This window comes from Streptomyces sp. NPDC004838, assembly GCF_053600955.1.
Genome location: NZ_JBSGAW010000028.1, coordinates 35579 through 50795 on the forward strand (window position 1 = coordinate 35579; position 15217 = coordinate 50795).

Consider the following 15217-nt stretch of genomic DNA (forward strand, 5'->3'; position numbering starts at 1 on the left):
AGCCTCGCACGCGCCGTGTCGTCTCAGGCTCCGCTTGAGGTTCCGCTGCCGGAGCGGAGATCAGCGAGCACATCCTTCACGGTGTCGATCGGGATCGCGAAGCCGAGACCGACACTGCCCGCCGCGGAGCCGCCGGCGGCGCTCGGCGAGTACATGGCGGAGTTGATCCCCACGATCTGCCCGCGCATGTTGATCAGCGCGCCGCCGGAGTTGCCGGGGTTGAGGGAGGCGTCCGTCTGGATGGCCTTGTACGTGGTCTTCGAGTCGCCCGGGTCCCCGTTGAACTGCCGCCCGCCGAACTCGAACGGCCACTGGTCGCCCTGCTGCGCCCGATCCCGGTCCGGCTCCTTCGCGACCGTGACATCCCGGTTGAGCGCGGACACGATCCCGCTGGTGACCGTGCCGGTCAGCCCCTCGGGCGACCCGATGGCGACGACTTCCTCGCCGACCTTCAGCTCGCTGGAGTTCCCGAGCGCCGCCGTTTTCAGACCGCTCGCGCCCCGGAGCTTGATCAGCGCGAGATCCTTGTCCGCCGCCGTGCCGACGACATCGGCGGTGTACGTCTTCCCGTCGCTGAGCCGCACCTTCACGGTGTCCGCGCCCGAGACGACGTGGTTGTTCGTGATGATCTCGCCGTCGGACGTGATGACCACGCCCGATCCGGTCGACTGCCCCGCGCTGATCTCCACGATGCTCGGCGACACGGCCTGCGCGACCCCGGCGACGGTTCCGTTGCTGCTCTGCGCCACATTGGTCCCGCTGATCCCACGGCTGCCACTGTTGCCGCCGTCACCCCCGCTGAACCGTTCCACGAGCGCGGAAGCCCCACCGCCGACGGCCGCGGCGGCGATCGCCACGGCCACCAGGAGCGCGACGGGCCGCTTGGCCCGCGCCCTGGGCGGCGGAGGGGGCGCGGGTTCCGCGGGCCACACGGGAGGAGGCGGGACGCTGGTGCCGTAAGGCGCCGGGGGCGGCTGGTGGCGTTCGTAGTCGGTCATGTAACGACTGTCCGCTCCGTAGATGAGAACAGTCTGAGGCCCCACTGAGAAGGCACGCAGAACCGCGTAGGAGCAACTTAAGCACCCCCCTGCGGCCCCCTCGACAAGCCCCCGCGCCCCTCGCGGCAGCGGGCACCCCGCACCGAACGCGCCCCTGCGCCCTTTACGGCAGCAGGCATCCCGCACTGAACGCGCCTCCGCGCCCTTTACGGCAGCAGGCATCCCGCACGGTACGAGCCCCCGCGCCCCTTGCGACGGCGGGCAACCCGCACTGGATCAAGTGCCCGCACCACCCGTGACGCCACTCACCCCGAGGGCCCGAGTTTCGTGTTTCCGGCAAAACCGCGAGAGCGGGCCGTTCTTGTCTCCCTGTGGGAGGGGGTGTGCAGGGTCGTCCCCGCAGGGGATCGGCGGCAAGTCCGGGGTTCCTGACCAAAGCGCCTGTATGCCGCCGACCCCGAGGAGTCGAGCCCGGAGGACCCCCGGACCCGCACCAAACAAGCGCCCGCGCCCCTTGCGGCAGCGGGCACCCCGAACCGAACGAGCCCCCGCACAACTTGCGGCGGCAGGCATCCCGCACTGTACGAGCGCCCGCACGAGGTGGGCCTGTCTCACCCCAGGGGCCCGAGTTTCGTGTTTCCGGCGAACTCCGGAGGTGGGCCGTTCTTGTCCGCCTCTGGGAGGGGGTGTGCAGGGTCGTCCCCGCAGGGGATCGGCGGCAAGTCCGGGGTTTCTGACTGTTGTGCCTGTATGCCGCCGACCCCGAGGAGTCGAGCCCGGAGGACCCCCGGACCCGAACGGGACAAGCGCCCGCGCCCCTTGCGGCAGCAGGCAACCCGCACCCCCGCCCGCAGGCAACCCGCACCCGCTCCCGTAAAACCTATCCGCACCCACAGGACCGGCGGATCACCAACCCCGACGGGAACTGCTTCACCCGCTCCCGCCGCGACCCCGCGACCCTCAGACTGTCGTCGAGGACCAGGTCCACCGCCGCGCGGGCCATCGCGGGGCGGTCGGAGGAGACGGTCGTCAGGGGCGGGTCGGTCAGATGCGCTTCCTTGACGTCGTCGAAGCCGACGACGGCCAGCTCCCCCGGCACACTGATGCGCAGCTCCCGCGCCGCGCGGAGCACCCCGATCGCCTGGTCGTCGGTGGAACAGAAGATCGCGGGCGGCCGGTCGGGTCCGGCGAGCAGCTTGAGGGCCACCTGATACGCGTCGTACCGGTTGAAGGGGGCCTGAAAGAGCCGGCCGTCCACTCCGCGCCCGGATTCGATCATCGCGCGCCGCCAGCCTTCGACATGGTCGGTCACGGGGTCGCCCACCGGCGGTGTGTCATCGGGGCCGCCCAGACAGGCGACGTACTCGTACCCGTGCTCCAGAAGATGCCGTACCGCGAGCTGCGCACCGCCGATGTCGTCGAGCACGACGGCGACGTCGTCGATCGCCTCGGGCCGCTCGTGCAGCAGCACCACGCGCGCGTCCCACGCCTCTATCTCCTGGGCCGCCTGCTCGGTGAGGCCCTGGCTGACGAGGATCAGCCCGGAGACCCGCATCCCGAGGAACGCCCGCAGATAGTGCACCTCGCGCTCGCGGCGGTAGTCGGAGTTGCCGACGAGGACCATTTTCCCGCGCTCGGCGGCGGCCTGCTCCACCGCGTGTGCCATCTCCGCGAAGAACGGCTGCCGCGCGTCCGGCACGATCATGCCTATGAGGTCGGTGCGCCGGGAGGCCATGGCCTGGGCGACCCGGTCCGGCCGGTACCCCAGTTCCTTGATCGCGGCGAGTACCCGCTCGCGTGTGGCCGGGGCGACCGGCCGGGGTCCGTTGTTGATGACATAGCTCACGACGGCGGTCGAAGTCCCCGCCAGTCGCGCCACATCGTCCCGCGTCACCTTGGCCACGCGCGGCAGTCTACGCGTGGTGACCTACCTCTGGGCAGGGCGTACGGCGGATTCCCGCAGCTCGTCCGCGCCTTCCGTTCGGGTGACGGAAGCACTCGTACGGGTGACGGCGGCCGGTTTGGCGGCCGGGCCGACGGCAGAGGCGGCCTCTCGCTCCACCTTCTCCGGCGCGACGAACCTGTAGCCGACGTTCCGTACGGTTCCGATGAGCGACTCGTGTTCCGGGCCGAGTTTCGCGCGCAGCCGCCGCACATGGACGTCGACCGTGCGCGTACCGCCGAAGTAGTCGTAGCCCCAGACCTCCTGGAGGAGCTGCGCGCGCGTGAAGACCCGTCCGGGGTGCTGCGCGAGGTACTTCAGCAGCTCGAATTCCTTGAAGGTCAGATCGAGGACCCGCCCCTTCAGCTTGGCGCTGTAGGTCGCCTCGTCCACCGACAGATCGCCGTTGCGGATCTCCATGGGGGAGTCGTCCGTGCCCAGCTGCCGACGGCCCATGGCCAGCCGCAGCCGCGCCTCCACCTCGGCGGGGCCGGCCGTGTCGAGCAGGACGTCGTCGATGCCCCAGTCCGCGGTGACGGCGGCGAGGCCGCCCTCGGTGACCACGAGGATCAGCGGAGAGCCGGGCCCGGTGGATCGCAGCAGCTGGCACAGCGACCGGACCTGCGGCAGATCCCTGCGGCCGTCGATCAGGATCACGTCGGCGCCGGGGGTGTCGACGAGAGCGGGACCCTCGGCGGGGGCCACCCGCACGTTGTGCAGCAGCAGTCCGAGGGCGGGGAGCACCTCCGTCGACGGCTGGAGTGCGTTGGTGAGGAGCAGCAGAGAGCTCATCGCGCTCCACCTGCCCGGATCATCCGGATCATTCTGCGTTCGTGCACGGTTCGCTCGCCCATAACGTCGGTTCCTCCTCGGTCCCTGCGAGGACGTTCAGCTGCGGCCCTGCTCTGTCCGATTGTGCTCTGTTCAGTGCTGCTCTGTTCGGATCGGTTCACCTGCCTGTAACAACGGACAGGAAACGCAAAAGGACCCGGGGGCTGCGTTGCCCGGATCCTCTTCCCAGCACAATAGCTCAGTTGCGTTCCGGGCCAGAGGGCCGATTTCACACTCGGGGTGTTCTCCAGATCACGTCCGGCTCTCGGCGCACGACGCTCCGGATATCCGATGGTGTCCGTATTGCGGCGATTTATCAAACCGGTGCGAACGGCCTCATGGATGGGTCCTACGGATGTGTGACCGCCCTTCGCTCATGGCTTCACCGGCGCGTTCGGCGGCGGCCGGCCTCTCGGCCCGTCCGTCCGGGGACGCTCCGCCATCCGGCTCCCGGAGCCCTGCTGGGCACAGGGGGCGCATGGAGGCACAATCGGGCGCATCGGCTGCTGTGAGTGCTCCCGAGCGCTGGTTCCACTGGCCTACGGCTCCCGCGTGCCGCCTTCGCCGAGGGGTGCTCGGCGGTGAGGGGGCGGTGGGCGGCGACCGGCCGCCCGCTCGCGTCGCGGACCGGGTCGCGCACCGGTTCAGGGATCGGACGGTCGCTGAGCATGGCCCATGATGGAGGCCGACGAGAGGAGTGGCGCCATGGCGGCGGGCACGATCCGCTACTGGGCCGCGGCCAAGGCGGCGGCCGGAGTGGAGGAGGAGCCGTATGCGGCGGGGACGCTCGCCGAGGCGCTCGACGGCGTCCGTGAACGGCACCCCGGAGAGCTGACGCGTGTGCTGAAGCGCTGCTCGTTCCTCATCGACGGCGATCCCGTCGGGACGCGTGACCATGAGACCGTACGGCTTGCGGAGGGCGGCACGGTCGAGGTCCTGCCGCCGTTCGCAGGAGGGTGAACCGGACAGCATGAGCAGCGACCAGCAGTTTCCGTACGACCTGTACGCGGAGCCGTACCAAAGACCCCAGGCACCCCAGGGACACCAGGGACACCGGGGTTCCCCTGGTGAGCCGGGCCACCAGGGGCCCCAGGGTCACGTGGGGCACCAGGGCCGGTACGACGCCCAGCAGCCGGCGTCGGCCCACCCGCAGGCACAGGCTTATCCGCCGTCGTACCAGCAGCAGTCGTACCCGCAGCCGTCGCCGGCGCATCAGGAGCGGCCCGCCCAGACGTGGGACGGGGAGACCTGGGACACCCACTACCAGCCCTCGGTCCCGCCGCTCGGGCCGTCGCCCTCCGCGCCGGGCCCGGCGGAGGAGACCGCGTACCTCCCGCCCGTACCGCCGGTGACCTCGGCTCCGGCCGGCTATGGCCCCGGTTCCGGTCCTGCCGTCGGTCCCGGTCCCGGTGCCGGTCCCGCGGAGGAGACCGCGTACCTCCCGCCCGTACCGCCGGTGTACGCGGCTCACGCCGAGGAGACCGCGTATCTGCCGCCGGTCGCCTCGGCTCCCGGTGGCCCCGGTGCGGGTGTCGGCTCCGGCCCCGGTCCTGGCCCCGGCTCTGGCCCCGGCTTCGGTTCCGGGTCCGGGACCGGTTTCGGATCCGCGGAGGAGACGGCGTACCTCCCGCCGGTTCCGCCGACCCACGACGCCTACGCGTCGACCCCGCAGGGTTCCTATCCGCTGCCGCCCGAGGTGCCTCACACGCCCGCCGCCTCCACCGAGGGCTACAGCCAGGCCACCGTCGGCGGCAACGCCCGGATCACGGACGCCCAGCGCGCCCGCGCCGAGGGCCGTTCGCCGATCATCGCGCCGGGGATTCAGCCCGCCGGGCTCACCGCCGCGCTCGGGCTGCTGCTCGCGGCCGGTGCGGCCATCGGCTCGTACGCCCTGCTCGTACCGCTGGTCCTGCTCCAGGCGGTCACTGCGGCCGGGTGGTTCCGGCTGAACGGCATGTGGCCCGCCCGGCAGGGCATCGTGCTGGCCTTCGCGGGCGGGCTGGTCGCCGACGTCGTACTGCTCGCGGTGGGCCGGGAGAACGGGCCCGCCGCGATCATCGGCACGCTCGGCGTGTGGGTGCTGATCACCCTCGTACTCCAGCTCCGCAGCCACGCGGGCGCGGACGAGAGGATGCAGGGCCTGATGGCGACGGTCGCCTCGGCCGCGCTGACGATCCTCGCGGCCGGGCATCTCGCGGCTCCGGACGATGCCGTGGTGATCGGCGGTATCGCGGTCGCGGTGGCCGTCGTGGCCCGCGCGCTGCCCGTGCCGCCCATCGGCTCCGTCGCGCTGTCGCTGCTGGCTGCCGCGGGCGCGGGTGCCGCGGCGGGCGGTATGACCGGCATCGGGGCGAAGGGCGCGCTGCTCGGCCTCGCGGCCGGGGTCCTCGCGCTGGTCGGACTGCGGGTGGCCAGTTACGACTACCCGTCGCGGTTCGTCCACTTCACGGCGGGCGTCGCCCTGCCGCTCACCGCCGCCGCACCCGCGGTGTATCTGATCGGCCGGGTCCTGGTCTGACCGACCGAGGGAGCGTGAGCCTCGCCACCTCACCGAGGCCGCGGAACCATACCCACCGTTCGTACGTCGATCAGTTCGAGGCGGTGTCGTCCCGACCGGCTCAGGCCGAGGGCGTCAAGCGACCGGACCAGCGGTCCGGCCGGCAGCCGGACCGATCAGCCGGCCATACCGGTACCGCCGGCCATACCGGTACCGGAGGCACCGGTACCGGAGGCGCCAGTACCGGGCGCGTCGGCGACCGGGCGTATCCGTGCCGGACGTGACGAACCAGACGTGACGAACCAGTGGGGGACACCGAGCAATGCGCGCGCTGCGAATATCTCTGATCATCGTCGTGGTCCTCGGCGGTCTCTTCATAGGCGCCGACCGGATAGCGGTGAACATGGCCGAGTCGGAGACCGCCGACCGGATCAGAAGCAGTCAGGGGCTGTCGTCCACACCCGACGTCTCCATCAAGGGCTTCCCCTTCCTCACCCAGGTCGCGGGCAAGCAGCTCGACGAGGTCGAGGTCAGCCTCGCGGGCATCACCGCCACCGCCGGCGGCCATACGGTCAATGTCACCGAGGTCAGGGCCGAACTGCGCGATGTGAAGGTCAACAGCAGCTACTCGTCCGCCGTCGCGGGCAGTGCCGACGGCTCGGCCCGTATCTCGTACGCGGATCTGACGCAGGCCGCCCCCGAGGGCGCGACCGTCGGTTACGCGGGCCCGGAGCGCGCGGCCAAGGGCCAGGTCAAGGTCACCGGTCCGCTGCTCGATCTGCTGAAGGGCGCGGGGGTGGACGTCCCCAGTCGGTTCGAGTCGATGCTGAAGGGCGATGTCACCACCTACAGCACGGTGGAGCTGACGGACGGCACCACGGTCCGGCTGAAGGCGGAGGCCCTGCCGAGCGTCCCGGTGCCGGGCTTCGACCGGAAGCTGCGGGAGATCGTCGACTACGACCTCAAGATCGAGGGGCTGCCCTCCAGCCTCAAGCTCGACCGTGTGACGACGACCGCGGACGGGCTGGAGTTCGTGGGCAAGGGCGCGAATGTGGCGCTGGTCGGCTGATCCCCGCCGCCGGCTCCTGCGGGGGATCAGAACCGGGCAGCGGGACCGGGCTAGATCTGGACCGGGCAGATCTGGACCGGGCAGATCAGGACCGGGGCAGGGGAGAGCGGACCTCGTAGAGCGAGATCAGCCGGGCGAGATGCCGCCCCGCGATCCGTAGCGGCTTGTCGTCGCGGAAGACCTGGGCGGCCAGTTCGGCGCCCTCCAGGGTGCTGACCACCGTGCAGGCCAGATCGGCCGCGTCCTCGTCGGGGATGCCCGCGGCGCGCAGCTTCTCGTGGACCTGGGACTGCCAGCGCTCGAAAGCAGCGGCCGCGGCCTGCTGGATGTCGGGGAAGCGTCCGGCCGTGCCGAGCGCGGTGGCCGTGACCGGGCATCCGTCGGTCCAGTCGGAGTCGCGCAGCCCGTCGGCGAGGCTCCGCGCGCAGGCCACGACGGCCTCGGCCGGATCCGGCACGCTGTCGAGGATCTCCCGCAGGATCTCGCTGAACTCCTGGTCGCCGTGGCGCACCGCCGCCGTGGCCAGCTCCCGCTTGCCGCCGGGAAAGAAGTGGTAGACGGAGCCGAGCGTGGCCCCGGACTCCTGGGAGATCTGCTTGATCCCGGTGCCGTCGTACCCTTGGCGCTGCATCAGTACGGAGGCCGCCCGGACGATCCGGTCCCGGGTGCCGGGGGTGCCGCCCCTCAGGGCGCTGTGTTGGTCCCTCGTTCTCACGCGCGCCAACCTACTGGCCGACCTAGGGGAGGGAACGTTCACTCTGGGTAGTGCGTCCACTGCAAGAGTGATGTGGGCCGGAAACCGCCCTTCCCCGATGGGCCGGATGGTGAGACGGCCCTGTCCGCAGGACAGAAGACCGACAGCGCCGGAGGCCGCCGGAGGCCGTGCGGACATCCGGAATCCCCATGCCGTATCGAATAGCGGACGATCGCGTCTCAATATATGACACAGCGGTGACATTGCGGCCGTCTCGTCCCTACGATCGGACGCATGAAGCGGCGACAGGCGGACCTCACGAAGCGGCGGGCAGTAGACCTGTGCCGCGTCGCCGCCATGCTCTGTCGCGCCGTCTGAGCGGGAGCGCGCTCCCGTATTCCCTGGCCCTTCGACCACTGATCAGGGCCGCCCCGTCCGGTGCCACGTTCTTCCGGTCTCCGGTCTCGCAGCAACAGCGCATCACCGAGTGACCGCCGCGCACCGAACCGAACCGGACTGCACCGACCCGCACCGCACCGCTCTCTCGCAGCAACCGCAGCAAACCGCCGCACACTGCCCCGGAGGAGAAAGAAATGAGCCGCAGCGACGTCCTGGTTGACGCCGACTGGGTGGAGTCCCGCATCGACGACCCGAAGGTCGCGATCGTCGAGGTCGACGAGGACACGTCCGCCTACGACAAGAACCACATCAAGAACGCGATCCGGATCGACTGGACCAAGGACCTCCAGGACCCGGTGCGCCGCGACTTCATCGACCAGGAGGGCTTCGAGAAGCTCCTGTCGGCCAAGGGCATCGCGAACGACACCACCGTCGTCCTCTACGGCGGCAACAACAACTGGTTCGCGTCGTACGCCTACTGGTACTTCAAGCTGTACGGCCACGAGAGCGTCAAGCTCCTCGACGGCGGACGCAAGAAGTGGGAGCTGGACTCCCGCGACCTGGTCGACGGCGCGCAGGTCCCCGAGCGCCCGGCCACCGAGTACAAGGCCAAGCCGCAGGACTCCTCGATCCGCGCCTTCCGCGACGAGGTCGTGGCCTCGATCGGCGCGCAGAACCTGGTCGACGTGCGTTCCCCCGACGAGTTCAGCGGCAAGCTGCTCGCCCCGGCGCACCTGCCGCAGGAGCAGTCGCAGCGCCCCGGCCACATCCCGACCTCCCGCAACATCCCGTGGTCGAAGAACGCCAACGACGACGGCACCTTCAAGTCGGACGACGACCTCAAGGCGCTCTACGCCGACGAGCAGGTCGACCTGGCGAAGGACACCATCGTCCTGTGCCGCATCGGTGAGCGCTCGGCCCTGACCTGGTTCGTCCTGCACGAGCTGCTCGGCGTCGAGAACGTCAAGAACTACGACGGCTCCTGGACCGAGTACGGCTCCCTCGTCGGCGTGCCGATCGAGCTGGGCGCCCCCAAGTAACCCCGACCCCCAGGACCGGGTCCCAGGACCGGATCTCAGTACCGGATTCCCGGAACTGATCTCCGGAACTGGTCCCGGACCGGATCCTCGTACTTTTGGAGTGACAGCATGTGTGGAGCGCAGGTCGGGGGCCCCGACGCCTCGACGATCAAGCCCGGTGAGACGACCATCCAGGGCCAGGTGACCCGCGACGGCGAGCCCGTCACCGGTTACGTCCGGCTGCTGGACTCGACCGGCGAGTTCACCGCCGAGGTCCCGACCTCGGCGACGGGACAGTTCCGTTTCTACGCGGCCGAGGGCACCTGGACCGTACGCGCGCTGGTGCCGGGCGGCACCGCGGACCGTACGGTCGTCGCGCAGACGGGCGGCCTCGCCGAGGTCGCGATCGCGGTCTGAGGACCCGTTCGAACTGGCCGAAGGGCCGCACCTCCGGGGGTTGGACGCCACTGGAACCGAGGTGCGGCCCTTCGGTCGTCCCCAGGCCCGACGACGGCCCGACGACGCCATGACTGCTTGACTGCTTGACTGCTTTACGTCTGATTCACGTCTGAGGGCGGGGCGGATTCCGCCGTACGCTGGATGTATGTACGCACGGCGTCGGCGTATCTATTTCCTGCTGATGGGCGGGTGCATCTTTCTCTTCGTCTCCGCCTGGGCGGTCGTGCGCCTTTGGTCGGTTCCCGCGGCCATCGCGATGTGCGTGGTCGCCATGATCATCCCGCCGATCGCGGCGATGGTGGCGAACCGCAGGGGCCCGGAGGACCGCTGGTGGGACGATCCTTCCGGGGACCCCGAGTCCGACAAATGGTGGGACGAACTCGACGGCAAGCGCCGGCGGTAGCGGGTCGCCGCAGGTGGGCGGTGCCAGAGCCTCAGCCTCGGTAGTACGCGAGCGAGTCCCAGCCCCAGTCCCAGCCCCAGTCCCCGAGCCTCGGCCTCAGTACACGAGCGCCTGGACGCCGTCCGCCATGGCCTCGCTGACGAAGACCTGCGCCCCCGCGATCCGTACGCCGTCGAGCACGTCCTTCTCCGTGATGTCCCGGCGCTTGGCGCACTGGGTGCAGAGCGTGATCTGCCCGGACGCGCGGATCGACTCGATGAGATCGGGCAGTGGCGCGGCGTGCGGCAGCTCGAACTCCGCCGCGCGCCCCGGCAGCGCGAACCACGCGGACTCACCGGTCAGCCACAGCGACACCTCGACTCCACTGGCGGCGGCGACGGCCGCCACGGTGAACGCCTGCGAGCACCGCTCGGGCGCGTCTGCCCCGGCGGTCACCTTGATCACGAGCTTCTTGGCCATGGCTGAACTGTAATGCGCGGCGCTACAACCCCATCCGCCCCCTGAGTGTCTGCCGTGTACAGATGAAATGACGGACCGTATACGTCAGGTCTCGTGGGGGGACCCTTGAGGAAGCAAGAAGGACAGCCGGACCCTTCGGCTGAGCAAGCGCAAGAGCAAGAACCACAGCAGGAGCGGCAAGAGCAGCAGGAACAAGAGCAACAGGAACAAGAGCAGCGGGAGCCGCAGGAGCCGCAGCAAGAGCAAGGACAACCGGAACAAGGGCATCCGGCCGGGCCTGAGCCCGGCACCGCGTCCGGGCTCGTCCCCGGCCCTCGTCCCGAACCCGCTGCCGGGCAGCCACCCGTACCCGTGCCTGTACTCGAACCCGTGCCTGCGCCCGTACCCGCACGTCGGCGCGGCGCGACGACGCTGCTCATCGCCGTCGCCGCGGTCATCGGGATCGTCGCCGGGGCCGCCGTCGGCTACGGCGTACAGGCCGAGCGCGCACCGACGCCGCTGCCCGCCCTGAGCCAGCCGGACCTCGCCTACCCGGCGAAGCCGCTCGCCGCGGACGCCCGCCCGGCTCCGCTCTCCGCCGCGGAGGACCGCCAGGTCAAGAGGAACGGCGATCTCCGCAAACTGCTGCTACCCACGCCGGCCGGCTCGCGTGTTGTCGAGGCGCCGTGGCTGAACGACGGCTGGTGCGACCTCGACACCTTTTTCAACCATGCTCTGAATGACGACATCGGATTCGAAGGCTTGATGGCGGAGGACATCCGCCGGGTCGCGTGCGCCTTCTGGGAGGGGGGTGACCGGAGGACGGATCTCAGGCTCGTCCAGTTCCGGACGGCCTCAGGGGCCCAGACGTACGCCGGAAGCCAGCGGGGCGATTCGGGGTACGACGCCATCGAAAGTGAGGGCAAGTCGCTGAAGGGCAGTGGAAACGGTCGCTACTACCTCTACCGGCCCGCTGAAGTCCAAGGAGTGGGCCGGTTCCACGGGGCACGGGCCGTCGTCCAGAGCGGCGACATCGTGATCAGCATCATGATGTTCGACCGTAAGCCCATCAGCGAGAACGACATCCGCACCATGGCCGAACGACAGTTGGAGCGCTTGTGAAGCCCGCCCTGGTCCGTACGGTGCTGCCGACCGTGCTGGTGCTCGGTGTCATCGGCAGCGGGCTGACGTACATCACCACCACCGTCGGTGACGCCGATCGCACGGTTCCGACCGTGACGTGGAGCAAGCAGGAAGGCGACGGCCCGGCCGGTGATCCCGCCGCGGATCCCAGCAAGGGCCGGGCCTCCACACCGCTCAGCAAACTGCTGCTGCCCGTCCCGGACGACTACCGTCTCGGCCCCGACCTGGAGGAGTACGGCAACGACAGCGAGCTGACCGGCAGGCAGGCCGCCGACCTGATCAAGGAGTCGGGCCGCGGTGCGCCCGGGAAGAAGCGGCGCGAGTTCGAGCGGAATGTCGACGCACTCGGTGTACGGGGAATCGCCATGCGCTCCTTTGCCTCGGCTGACAACGACCTGGTCGCCAAGATGGAGATCATCCAGATGAAGGACCGGAAGCACGTGCGGAAGATGTACGGGCTCGTGAACGAGATGTTCACCTTCATGGATATGCCCAAAGGGCCGAAGATCGAGGACCACAAGCAGTCCTCGTGTTACCTCCAGCCCTCGGACGACGCGGACGACTCGGATGCCAGCGACGTGGACGAGCCGGAGCTGAACAGGATGGTGTGTGCGGCATACGACTCCGAGCTGTTCCTGATGTTCACTGCCGTGGGGACGCAGTTCGACGAGTCGGCCGCCGCCGATCTGCTGAAGCGGCAGCTCGACCACATCGCGTCCCCGGGGGAGTACGTATGACCGAGCCCGTGACTCAGCCCGTGCCGGAGCCCGAGGCCGAGCCTGCGCCGACTCAGCCTGCACCGGAGGCCGTGCCCGCACCGGATCCCGCACCGGATCCCGCACCGGATCCTGTGCCGGAGGCCGTACCCGAGCCCGAGCCCGCCGAGCCCGAGCCCGTGGCTCAGCCCGAGCCGGAGCCCGTGCCCGTCCTCCTGGCGGACCCCGCGCCCGCACCGGACCGGCGGGTCCTGCGTGCGGTGGCCCGCTGGACGGCCGCGCTGCTGGTCTGTGCCGGGCTCGGCACGGCCACGGCCTACGGCCTCACCTCCATGGAGCGCACCGACGTGCCGGGCCTCGCCACGGAGAGCGACGGTCGCTGGGAGTACCCGCGGCTCTCGCTCCCCGCGCTCCCCGAGGGCAGCCCCCGCCCGTTCAGTGAGGGGAACACGCACGAGATCCACCATGCCGACCTGCGGAAACTCCTGCTTCCCGCACCCGAGGGAGCCAAGCCGGACAAGGAGTTGACGGGCGGCTGGACCACGGCGAAGCAGTTCGCGTCCGAGTTCTCGGAGGACGAACGGGCCGAACTGGAGCAGGCGCTCGACGACGTCGCCGTCCGGCACATCGCCGCCCGCGGCTGGACCATGCCGGACGGCACGGCCTCCCGCGTCTATCTGCTGCGCTTCGACTCGGGGACCACGGCGCACTGGTTCAGCAAGGACGACATCGGCGTGGGCGCCGACGCCGGAGCCATGCTGAAGGGCATGACGGGGTCCGAGATCGACTCGGAGTGGGACGACACGGTCGGTGGCAACGGGCCCATCAGGTACGTCTACCAGGAGACCCAGCCCATCGAGTCCGAGGCGCAGCGCCAGGCGTATGTCATCGCGGGCGACACCATCGCTCTGGTCGTCCACTCCAGAAAGGACCAAGCCGCCGTCGTCCCCTTCCACCAGACGGTCGCGCTCCAGGCCCAGCTCCTCGGCTGACCGCGACCGGCCAGGGAATCGCGACGAAAGGCCACGGGAGGCGGCGGGGACGAACCCGCGACAGCCGGCGACGGCGACCGCGGCCGACCTCACAGCGGAGTCCGGGCCCCAACCCATTAGGCTGGGGTCCGGCCCGTCTCCGTCCGCGCGCTCATCCGAGGAGCACCCCGTGCTTGAAGTATTCTTCGAGGCCCTGCTGGTTCTGGTCTGCATCGGCGTCGGCGCCTTCGCCTTCCTGACCGTGAAGAAGCTGTACCAGGGTCAGCGCTGACCGTCCTGATCCCCGCGGCCCTCCCCACAGATCGTCAGAGCTGATCATGATCGAGATTCCGTCCGACCTGAACCCGGACCTCGTCCCCCTCGCGTTCCTCCTCGGTACCTGGGAGGGAGCGGGCGTCTCGGACTTCCCCGGAGCCGAGAAGTGCAACTTCGGGCAGTCGGCCACCTTCAGCCACGACGGCCGGGACTTCGTCGAGTACGTCTCACACACCTGGGTTCTCGACGCCGAGGGCAACAAGGTCAGGCCGCTGGAGAGCGAGCACGGCTACTGGCGGATCGACAAGGACCGCAAGGTCGAGGTCGTCATGGTCCGTGACCAGGGCATCGTGGAGGTCTGGTACGGCGAACTGGCCGACCAGAAGCCGCAGATCGACCTGGTGACGGACGCGGTCGCCCGTACCGCCGCCTCCGGGCCGTACAGCGGCGGCAAGCGGCTCTACGGCTATGTGAAGAGCGATCTGATGTGGGTGGGCGAGAAGTCCACCCCGGATGTGCCCCTGCGGCCGTATATGTCGGCGCATTTGAAGAAGGTCGTCACGCCGGAGCAGGTGGCGGAGTGGGCCAAGGACCTCGGGGATCTCCCGGACGACGGAATCGCCTTCTTCAAATAGCCCGTACGGCCCGACCGGCTCAGGCGGCTCGACCAGCTCAGCCGACTCAACCACCCCGGCTCGTCATCAGACCCACGGCCGACCCGGCGAAGAGCCCGGTGGACGGTTCGGCGAAGAGCCCGGTGGACGACCCCGTGGCCGGCCCGACGGGTTCGAGCCGTTCCCGCGCTCCGAGCGGTGAAGTCGCCCCGCCTGCCTACACTGGGGTCGTGGTGAGCACCGACTGGAAGAGCGATCTGCGGCAGCGCGGCTACCGGCTGACCCCGCAGCGCCAGCTTGTCCTCGAAGCCGTCGACACGTTGGAGCACGCGACACCCGACGGCATCCTCACCGAGGTACGGAAGACCGCCTCGGGCGTGAACATCTCCACCGTCTACCGGACGCTGGAACTGCTCGAAGAGCTGGGGCTCGTCTCCCACGCCCATCTGGGGCACGGCGCGCCCACCTACCATCTCGCCGACCGGCACCACCACATCCATCTGGTCTGCCGGGACTGCGCGGACGTGATCGAGGCGGACGCCGAGGTCGCGGCCGGGTTCACCGCGCAACTGCGGGAGACCTTCGGTTTTGACACGGACATGAAGCACTTCGCGATCTTCGGCCGTTGCGAGAACTGCACGGACGGGGAGTCCGGGCCGGCCGGTGGCACGACCGGTGGCACGGTCGGCGGTGCCCGCTCAGGGGAGCCTTCCGCCGGGGCTTCGGCTACCGAGTCGTAGGCTTTTCC

General features: G+C 69.9%; 17 protein-coding genes. 12 read left to right on the forward strand and 5 right to left on the reverse strand.

What is annotated here, in order from left to right; all coding sequences use genetic code 11:
* Nucleotides 1-23: 23 nt before the first annotated feature.
* The 3 genes from ACWEFL_RS27665 to ACWEFL_RS27675 all read right to left on the reverse strand — a co-directional run bounded on the left by ACWEFL_RS27665 (nt 24) and on the right by ACWEFL_RS27675 (nt 3732).
* Nucleotides 24-998: a S1C family serine protease gene (locus ACWEFL_RS27665; protein ID WP_451717417.1), complete on the reverse strand. Its 975-nt coding sequence runs from the start codon at nt 996-998 to the stop codon at nt 24-26.
* An 880-nt stretch (nt 999-1878) separates the two neighbouring features.
* Nucleotides 1879-2901, reverse strand: coding sequence for a LacI family DNA-binding transcriptional regulator (locus tag ACWEFL_RS27670; protein ID WP_451717418.1), 1023 nt, complete (start codon nt 2899-2901; stop codon nt 1879-1881).
* Between the two features lie 24 nt (nt 2902-2925).
* The gene (locus ACWEFL_RS27675; RefSeq protein WP_451717419.1) at nt 2926-3732 is read right to left on the reverse strand and encodes a response regulator transcription factor; all 807 of its coding nucleotides are present in this window, start codon (nt 3730-3732) and stop codon (nt 2926-2928) included.
* 744 nt (nt 3733-4476) lie between these two features.
* Here ACWEFL_RS27675 and ACWEFL_RS27680 point away from each other — a divergent pair.
* From ACWEFL_RS27680 to ACWEFL_RS27690, 3 genes are all read left to right on the forward strand, one after another.
* On the forward strand, nt 4477-4731 hold the full coding sequence (locus tag ACWEFL_RS27680) for a MoaD/ThiS family protein (protein WP_451717420.1): 255 nt from the start codon (nt 4477-4479) through the stop codon (nt 4729-4731).
* Between the two features lie 10 nt (nt 4732-4741).
* On the forward strand, nt 4742-6289 hold the full coding sequence (locus ACWEFL_RS27685; RefSeq protein ID WP_451717422.1) for a hypothetical protein: 1548 nt from the start codon (nt 4742-4744) through the stop codon (nt 6287-6289).
* 301 nt (nt 6290-6590) lie between these two features.
* Nucleotides 6591-7337 (forward strand): LmeA family phospholipid-binding protein, encoded by a 747-nt coding sequence (locus ACWEFL_RS27690; RefSeq protein WP_451717423.1) that lies wholly within the window; start codon nt 6591-6593, stop codon nt 7335-7337.
* A gap of 85 nt (nt 7338-7422) precedes the next feature.
* Here the strand turns inward: ACWEFL_RS27690 and ACWEFL_RS27695 are convergent, their stop codons facing one another.
* Entirely contained in the window at nt 7423-8052 is a 630-nt protein-coding gene (locus tag ACWEFL_RS27695) for a TetR/AcrR family transcriptional regulator (protein ID WP_451717424.1), read from the reverse strand.
* 273 nt (nt 8053-8325) lie between these two features.
* On the opposite strand from ACWEFL_RS27695, the gene ACWEFL_RS27700 reads away from it, so the two are divergent.
* The 4 genes from ACWEFL_RS27700 to ACWEFL_RS27715 all read left to right on the forward strand — a co-directional run bounded on the left by ACWEFL_RS27700 (nt 8326) and on the right by ACWEFL_RS27715 (nt 10311).
* Nucleotides 8326-8409: a putative leader peptide gene (locus ACWEFL_RS27700; protein WP_451717545.1), complete on the forward strand. Its 84-nt coding sequence runs from the start codon at nt 8326-8328 to the stop codon at nt 8407-8409.
* A gap of 215 nt (nt 8410-8624) precedes the next feature.
* Nucleotides 8625-9470, forward strand: a complete 846-nt coding sequence (locus ACWEFL_RS27705; protein WP_451717425.1) for a sulfurtransferase — start codon at nt 8625-8627, stop codon at nt 9468-9470.
* Between the two features lie 108 nt (nt 9471-9578).
* Entirely contained in the window at nt 9579-9866 is a 288-nt protein-coding gene (locus tag ACWEFL_RS27710; RefSeq protein WP_338671897.1) for a DUF1416 domain-containing protein, read from the forward strand.
* Nucleotides 9867-10053: 187 nt separating this feature from the next.
* Nucleotides 10054-10311 carry a DUF3099 domain-containing protein gene (locus tag ACWEFL_RS27715; protein ID WP_451717427.1) on the forward strand — a complete coding sequence of 86 codons (258 nt, stop codon included), beginning with the start codon at nt 10054-10056 and terminating at the stop codon, nt 10309-10311.
* Between the two features lie 96 nt (nt 10312-10407).
* Here the strand turns inward: ACWEFL_RS27715 and ACWEFL_RS27720 are convergent, their stop codons facing one another.
* Nucleotides 10408-10770, reverse strand: a complete 363-nt coding sequence (locus tag ACWEFL_RS27720; RefSeq protein WP_451717428.1) for a DsrE family protein — start codon at nt 10768-10770, stop codon at nt 10408-10410.
* Between the two features lie 369 nt (nt 10771-11139).
* Here ACWEFL_RS27720 and ACWEFL_RS27725 point away from each other — a divergent pair, with 369 nt between their 5' ends.
* The 5 genes from ACWEFL_RS27725 to ACWEFL_RS27745 all read left to right on the forward strand — a co-directional run bounded on the left by ACWEFL_RS27725 (nt 11140) and on the right by ACWEFL_RS27745 (nt 15209).
* The gene (locus tag ACWEFL_RS27725) at nt 11140-11871 is read left to right on the forward strand and encodes a hypothetical protein (protein WP_451717429.1); all 732 of its coding nucleotides are present in this window, start codon (nt 11140-11142) and stop codon (nt 11869-11871) included.
* A complete protein-coding gene (locus ACWEFL_RS27730; RefSeq protein ID WP_451717431.1) occupies nt 11868-12629 on the forward strand; it encodes a hypothetical protein in 762 nt (253 codons plus the stop codon). Before ACWEFL_RS27725 ends, ACWEFL_RS27730 begins: the two co-directional genes overlap by 4 nt.
* Nucleotides 12626-13600 carry a hypothetical protein gene (locus ACWEFL_RS27735; protein WP_451717432.1) on the forward strand — a complete coding sequence of 325 codons (975 nt, stop codon included), beginning with the start codon at nt 12626-12628 and terminating at the stop codon, nt 13598-13600. Before ACWEFL_RS27730 ends, ACWEFL_RS27735 begins: the two co-directional genes overlap by 4 nt.
* Before the next feature lie 317 nt (nt 13601-13917).
* The gene (locus ACWEFL_RS27740; RefSeq protein ID WP_451717434.1) at nt 13918-14490 is read left to right on the forward strand and encodes an FABP family protein; all 573 of its coding nucleotides are present in this window, start codon (nt 13918-13920) and stop codon (nt 14488-14490) included.
* A gap of 209 nt (nt 14491-14699) precedes the next feature.
* A complete protein-coding gene (locus ACWEFL_RS27745) occupies nt 14700-15209 on the forward strand; it encodes a Fur family transcriptional regulator (RefSeq protein ID WP_451717436.1) in 510 nt (169 codons plus the stop codon).
* The last annotated feature ends 8 nt before the right edge of the window (nt 15210-15217 follow it).

Coding starts and splice junctions, on each gene's coding strand:
- ACWEFL_RS27665 (WP_451717417.1), bottom strand. CDS start 998: ATGACCGACTACGAACGCCACCAGCCGCCCCCGGCGCCTTACGGCACC.
- ACWEFL_RS27675 (WP_451717419.1), bottom strand. CDS start 3,732: ATGAGCTCTCTGCTGCTCCTCACCAACGCACTCCAGCCGTCGACGGAG.
- ACWEFL_RS27680 (WP_451717420.1), top strand. CDS start 4,477: ATGGCGGCGGGCACGATCCGCTACTGGGCCGCGGCCAAGGCGGCGGCC.
- ACWEFL_RS27685 (WP_451717422.1), top strand. CDS start 4,742: ATGAGCAGCGACCAGCAGTTTCCGTACGACCTGTACGCGGAGCCGTAC.
- ACWEFL_RS27690 (WP_451717423.1), top strand. CDS start 6,591: ATGCGCGCGCTGCGAATATCTCTGATCATCGTCGTGGTCCTCGGCGGT.
- ACWEFL_RS27700 (WP_451717545.1), top strand. CDS start 8,326: ATGAAGCGGCGACAGGCGGACCTCACGAAGCGGCGGGCAGTAGACCTG.
- ACWEFL_RS27705 (WP_451717425.1), top strand. CDS start 8,625: ATGAGCCGCAGCGACGTCCTGGTTGACGCCGACTGGGTGGAGTCCCGC.
- ACWEFL_RS27710 (WP_338671897.1), top strand. CDS start 9,579: ATGTGTGGAGCGCAGGTCGGGGGCCCCGACGCCTCGACGATCAAGCCC.
- ACWEFL_RS27715 (WP_451717427.1), top strand. CDS start 10,054: ATGTACGCACGGCGTCGGCGTATCTATTTCCTGCTGATGGGCGGGTGC.
- ACWEFL_RS27720 (WP_451717428.1), bottom strand. CDS start 10,770: ATGGCCAAGAAGCTCGTGATCAAGGTGACCGCCGGGGCAGACGCGCCC.
- ACWEFL_RS27735 (WP_451717432.1), top strand. CDS start 12,626: ATGACCGAGCCCGTGACTCAGCCCGTGCCGGAGCCCGAGGCCGAGCCT.
- ACWEFL_RS27740 (WP_451717434.1), top strand. CDS start 13,918: ATGATCGAGATTCCGTCCGACCTGAACCCGGACCTCGTCCCCCTCGCG.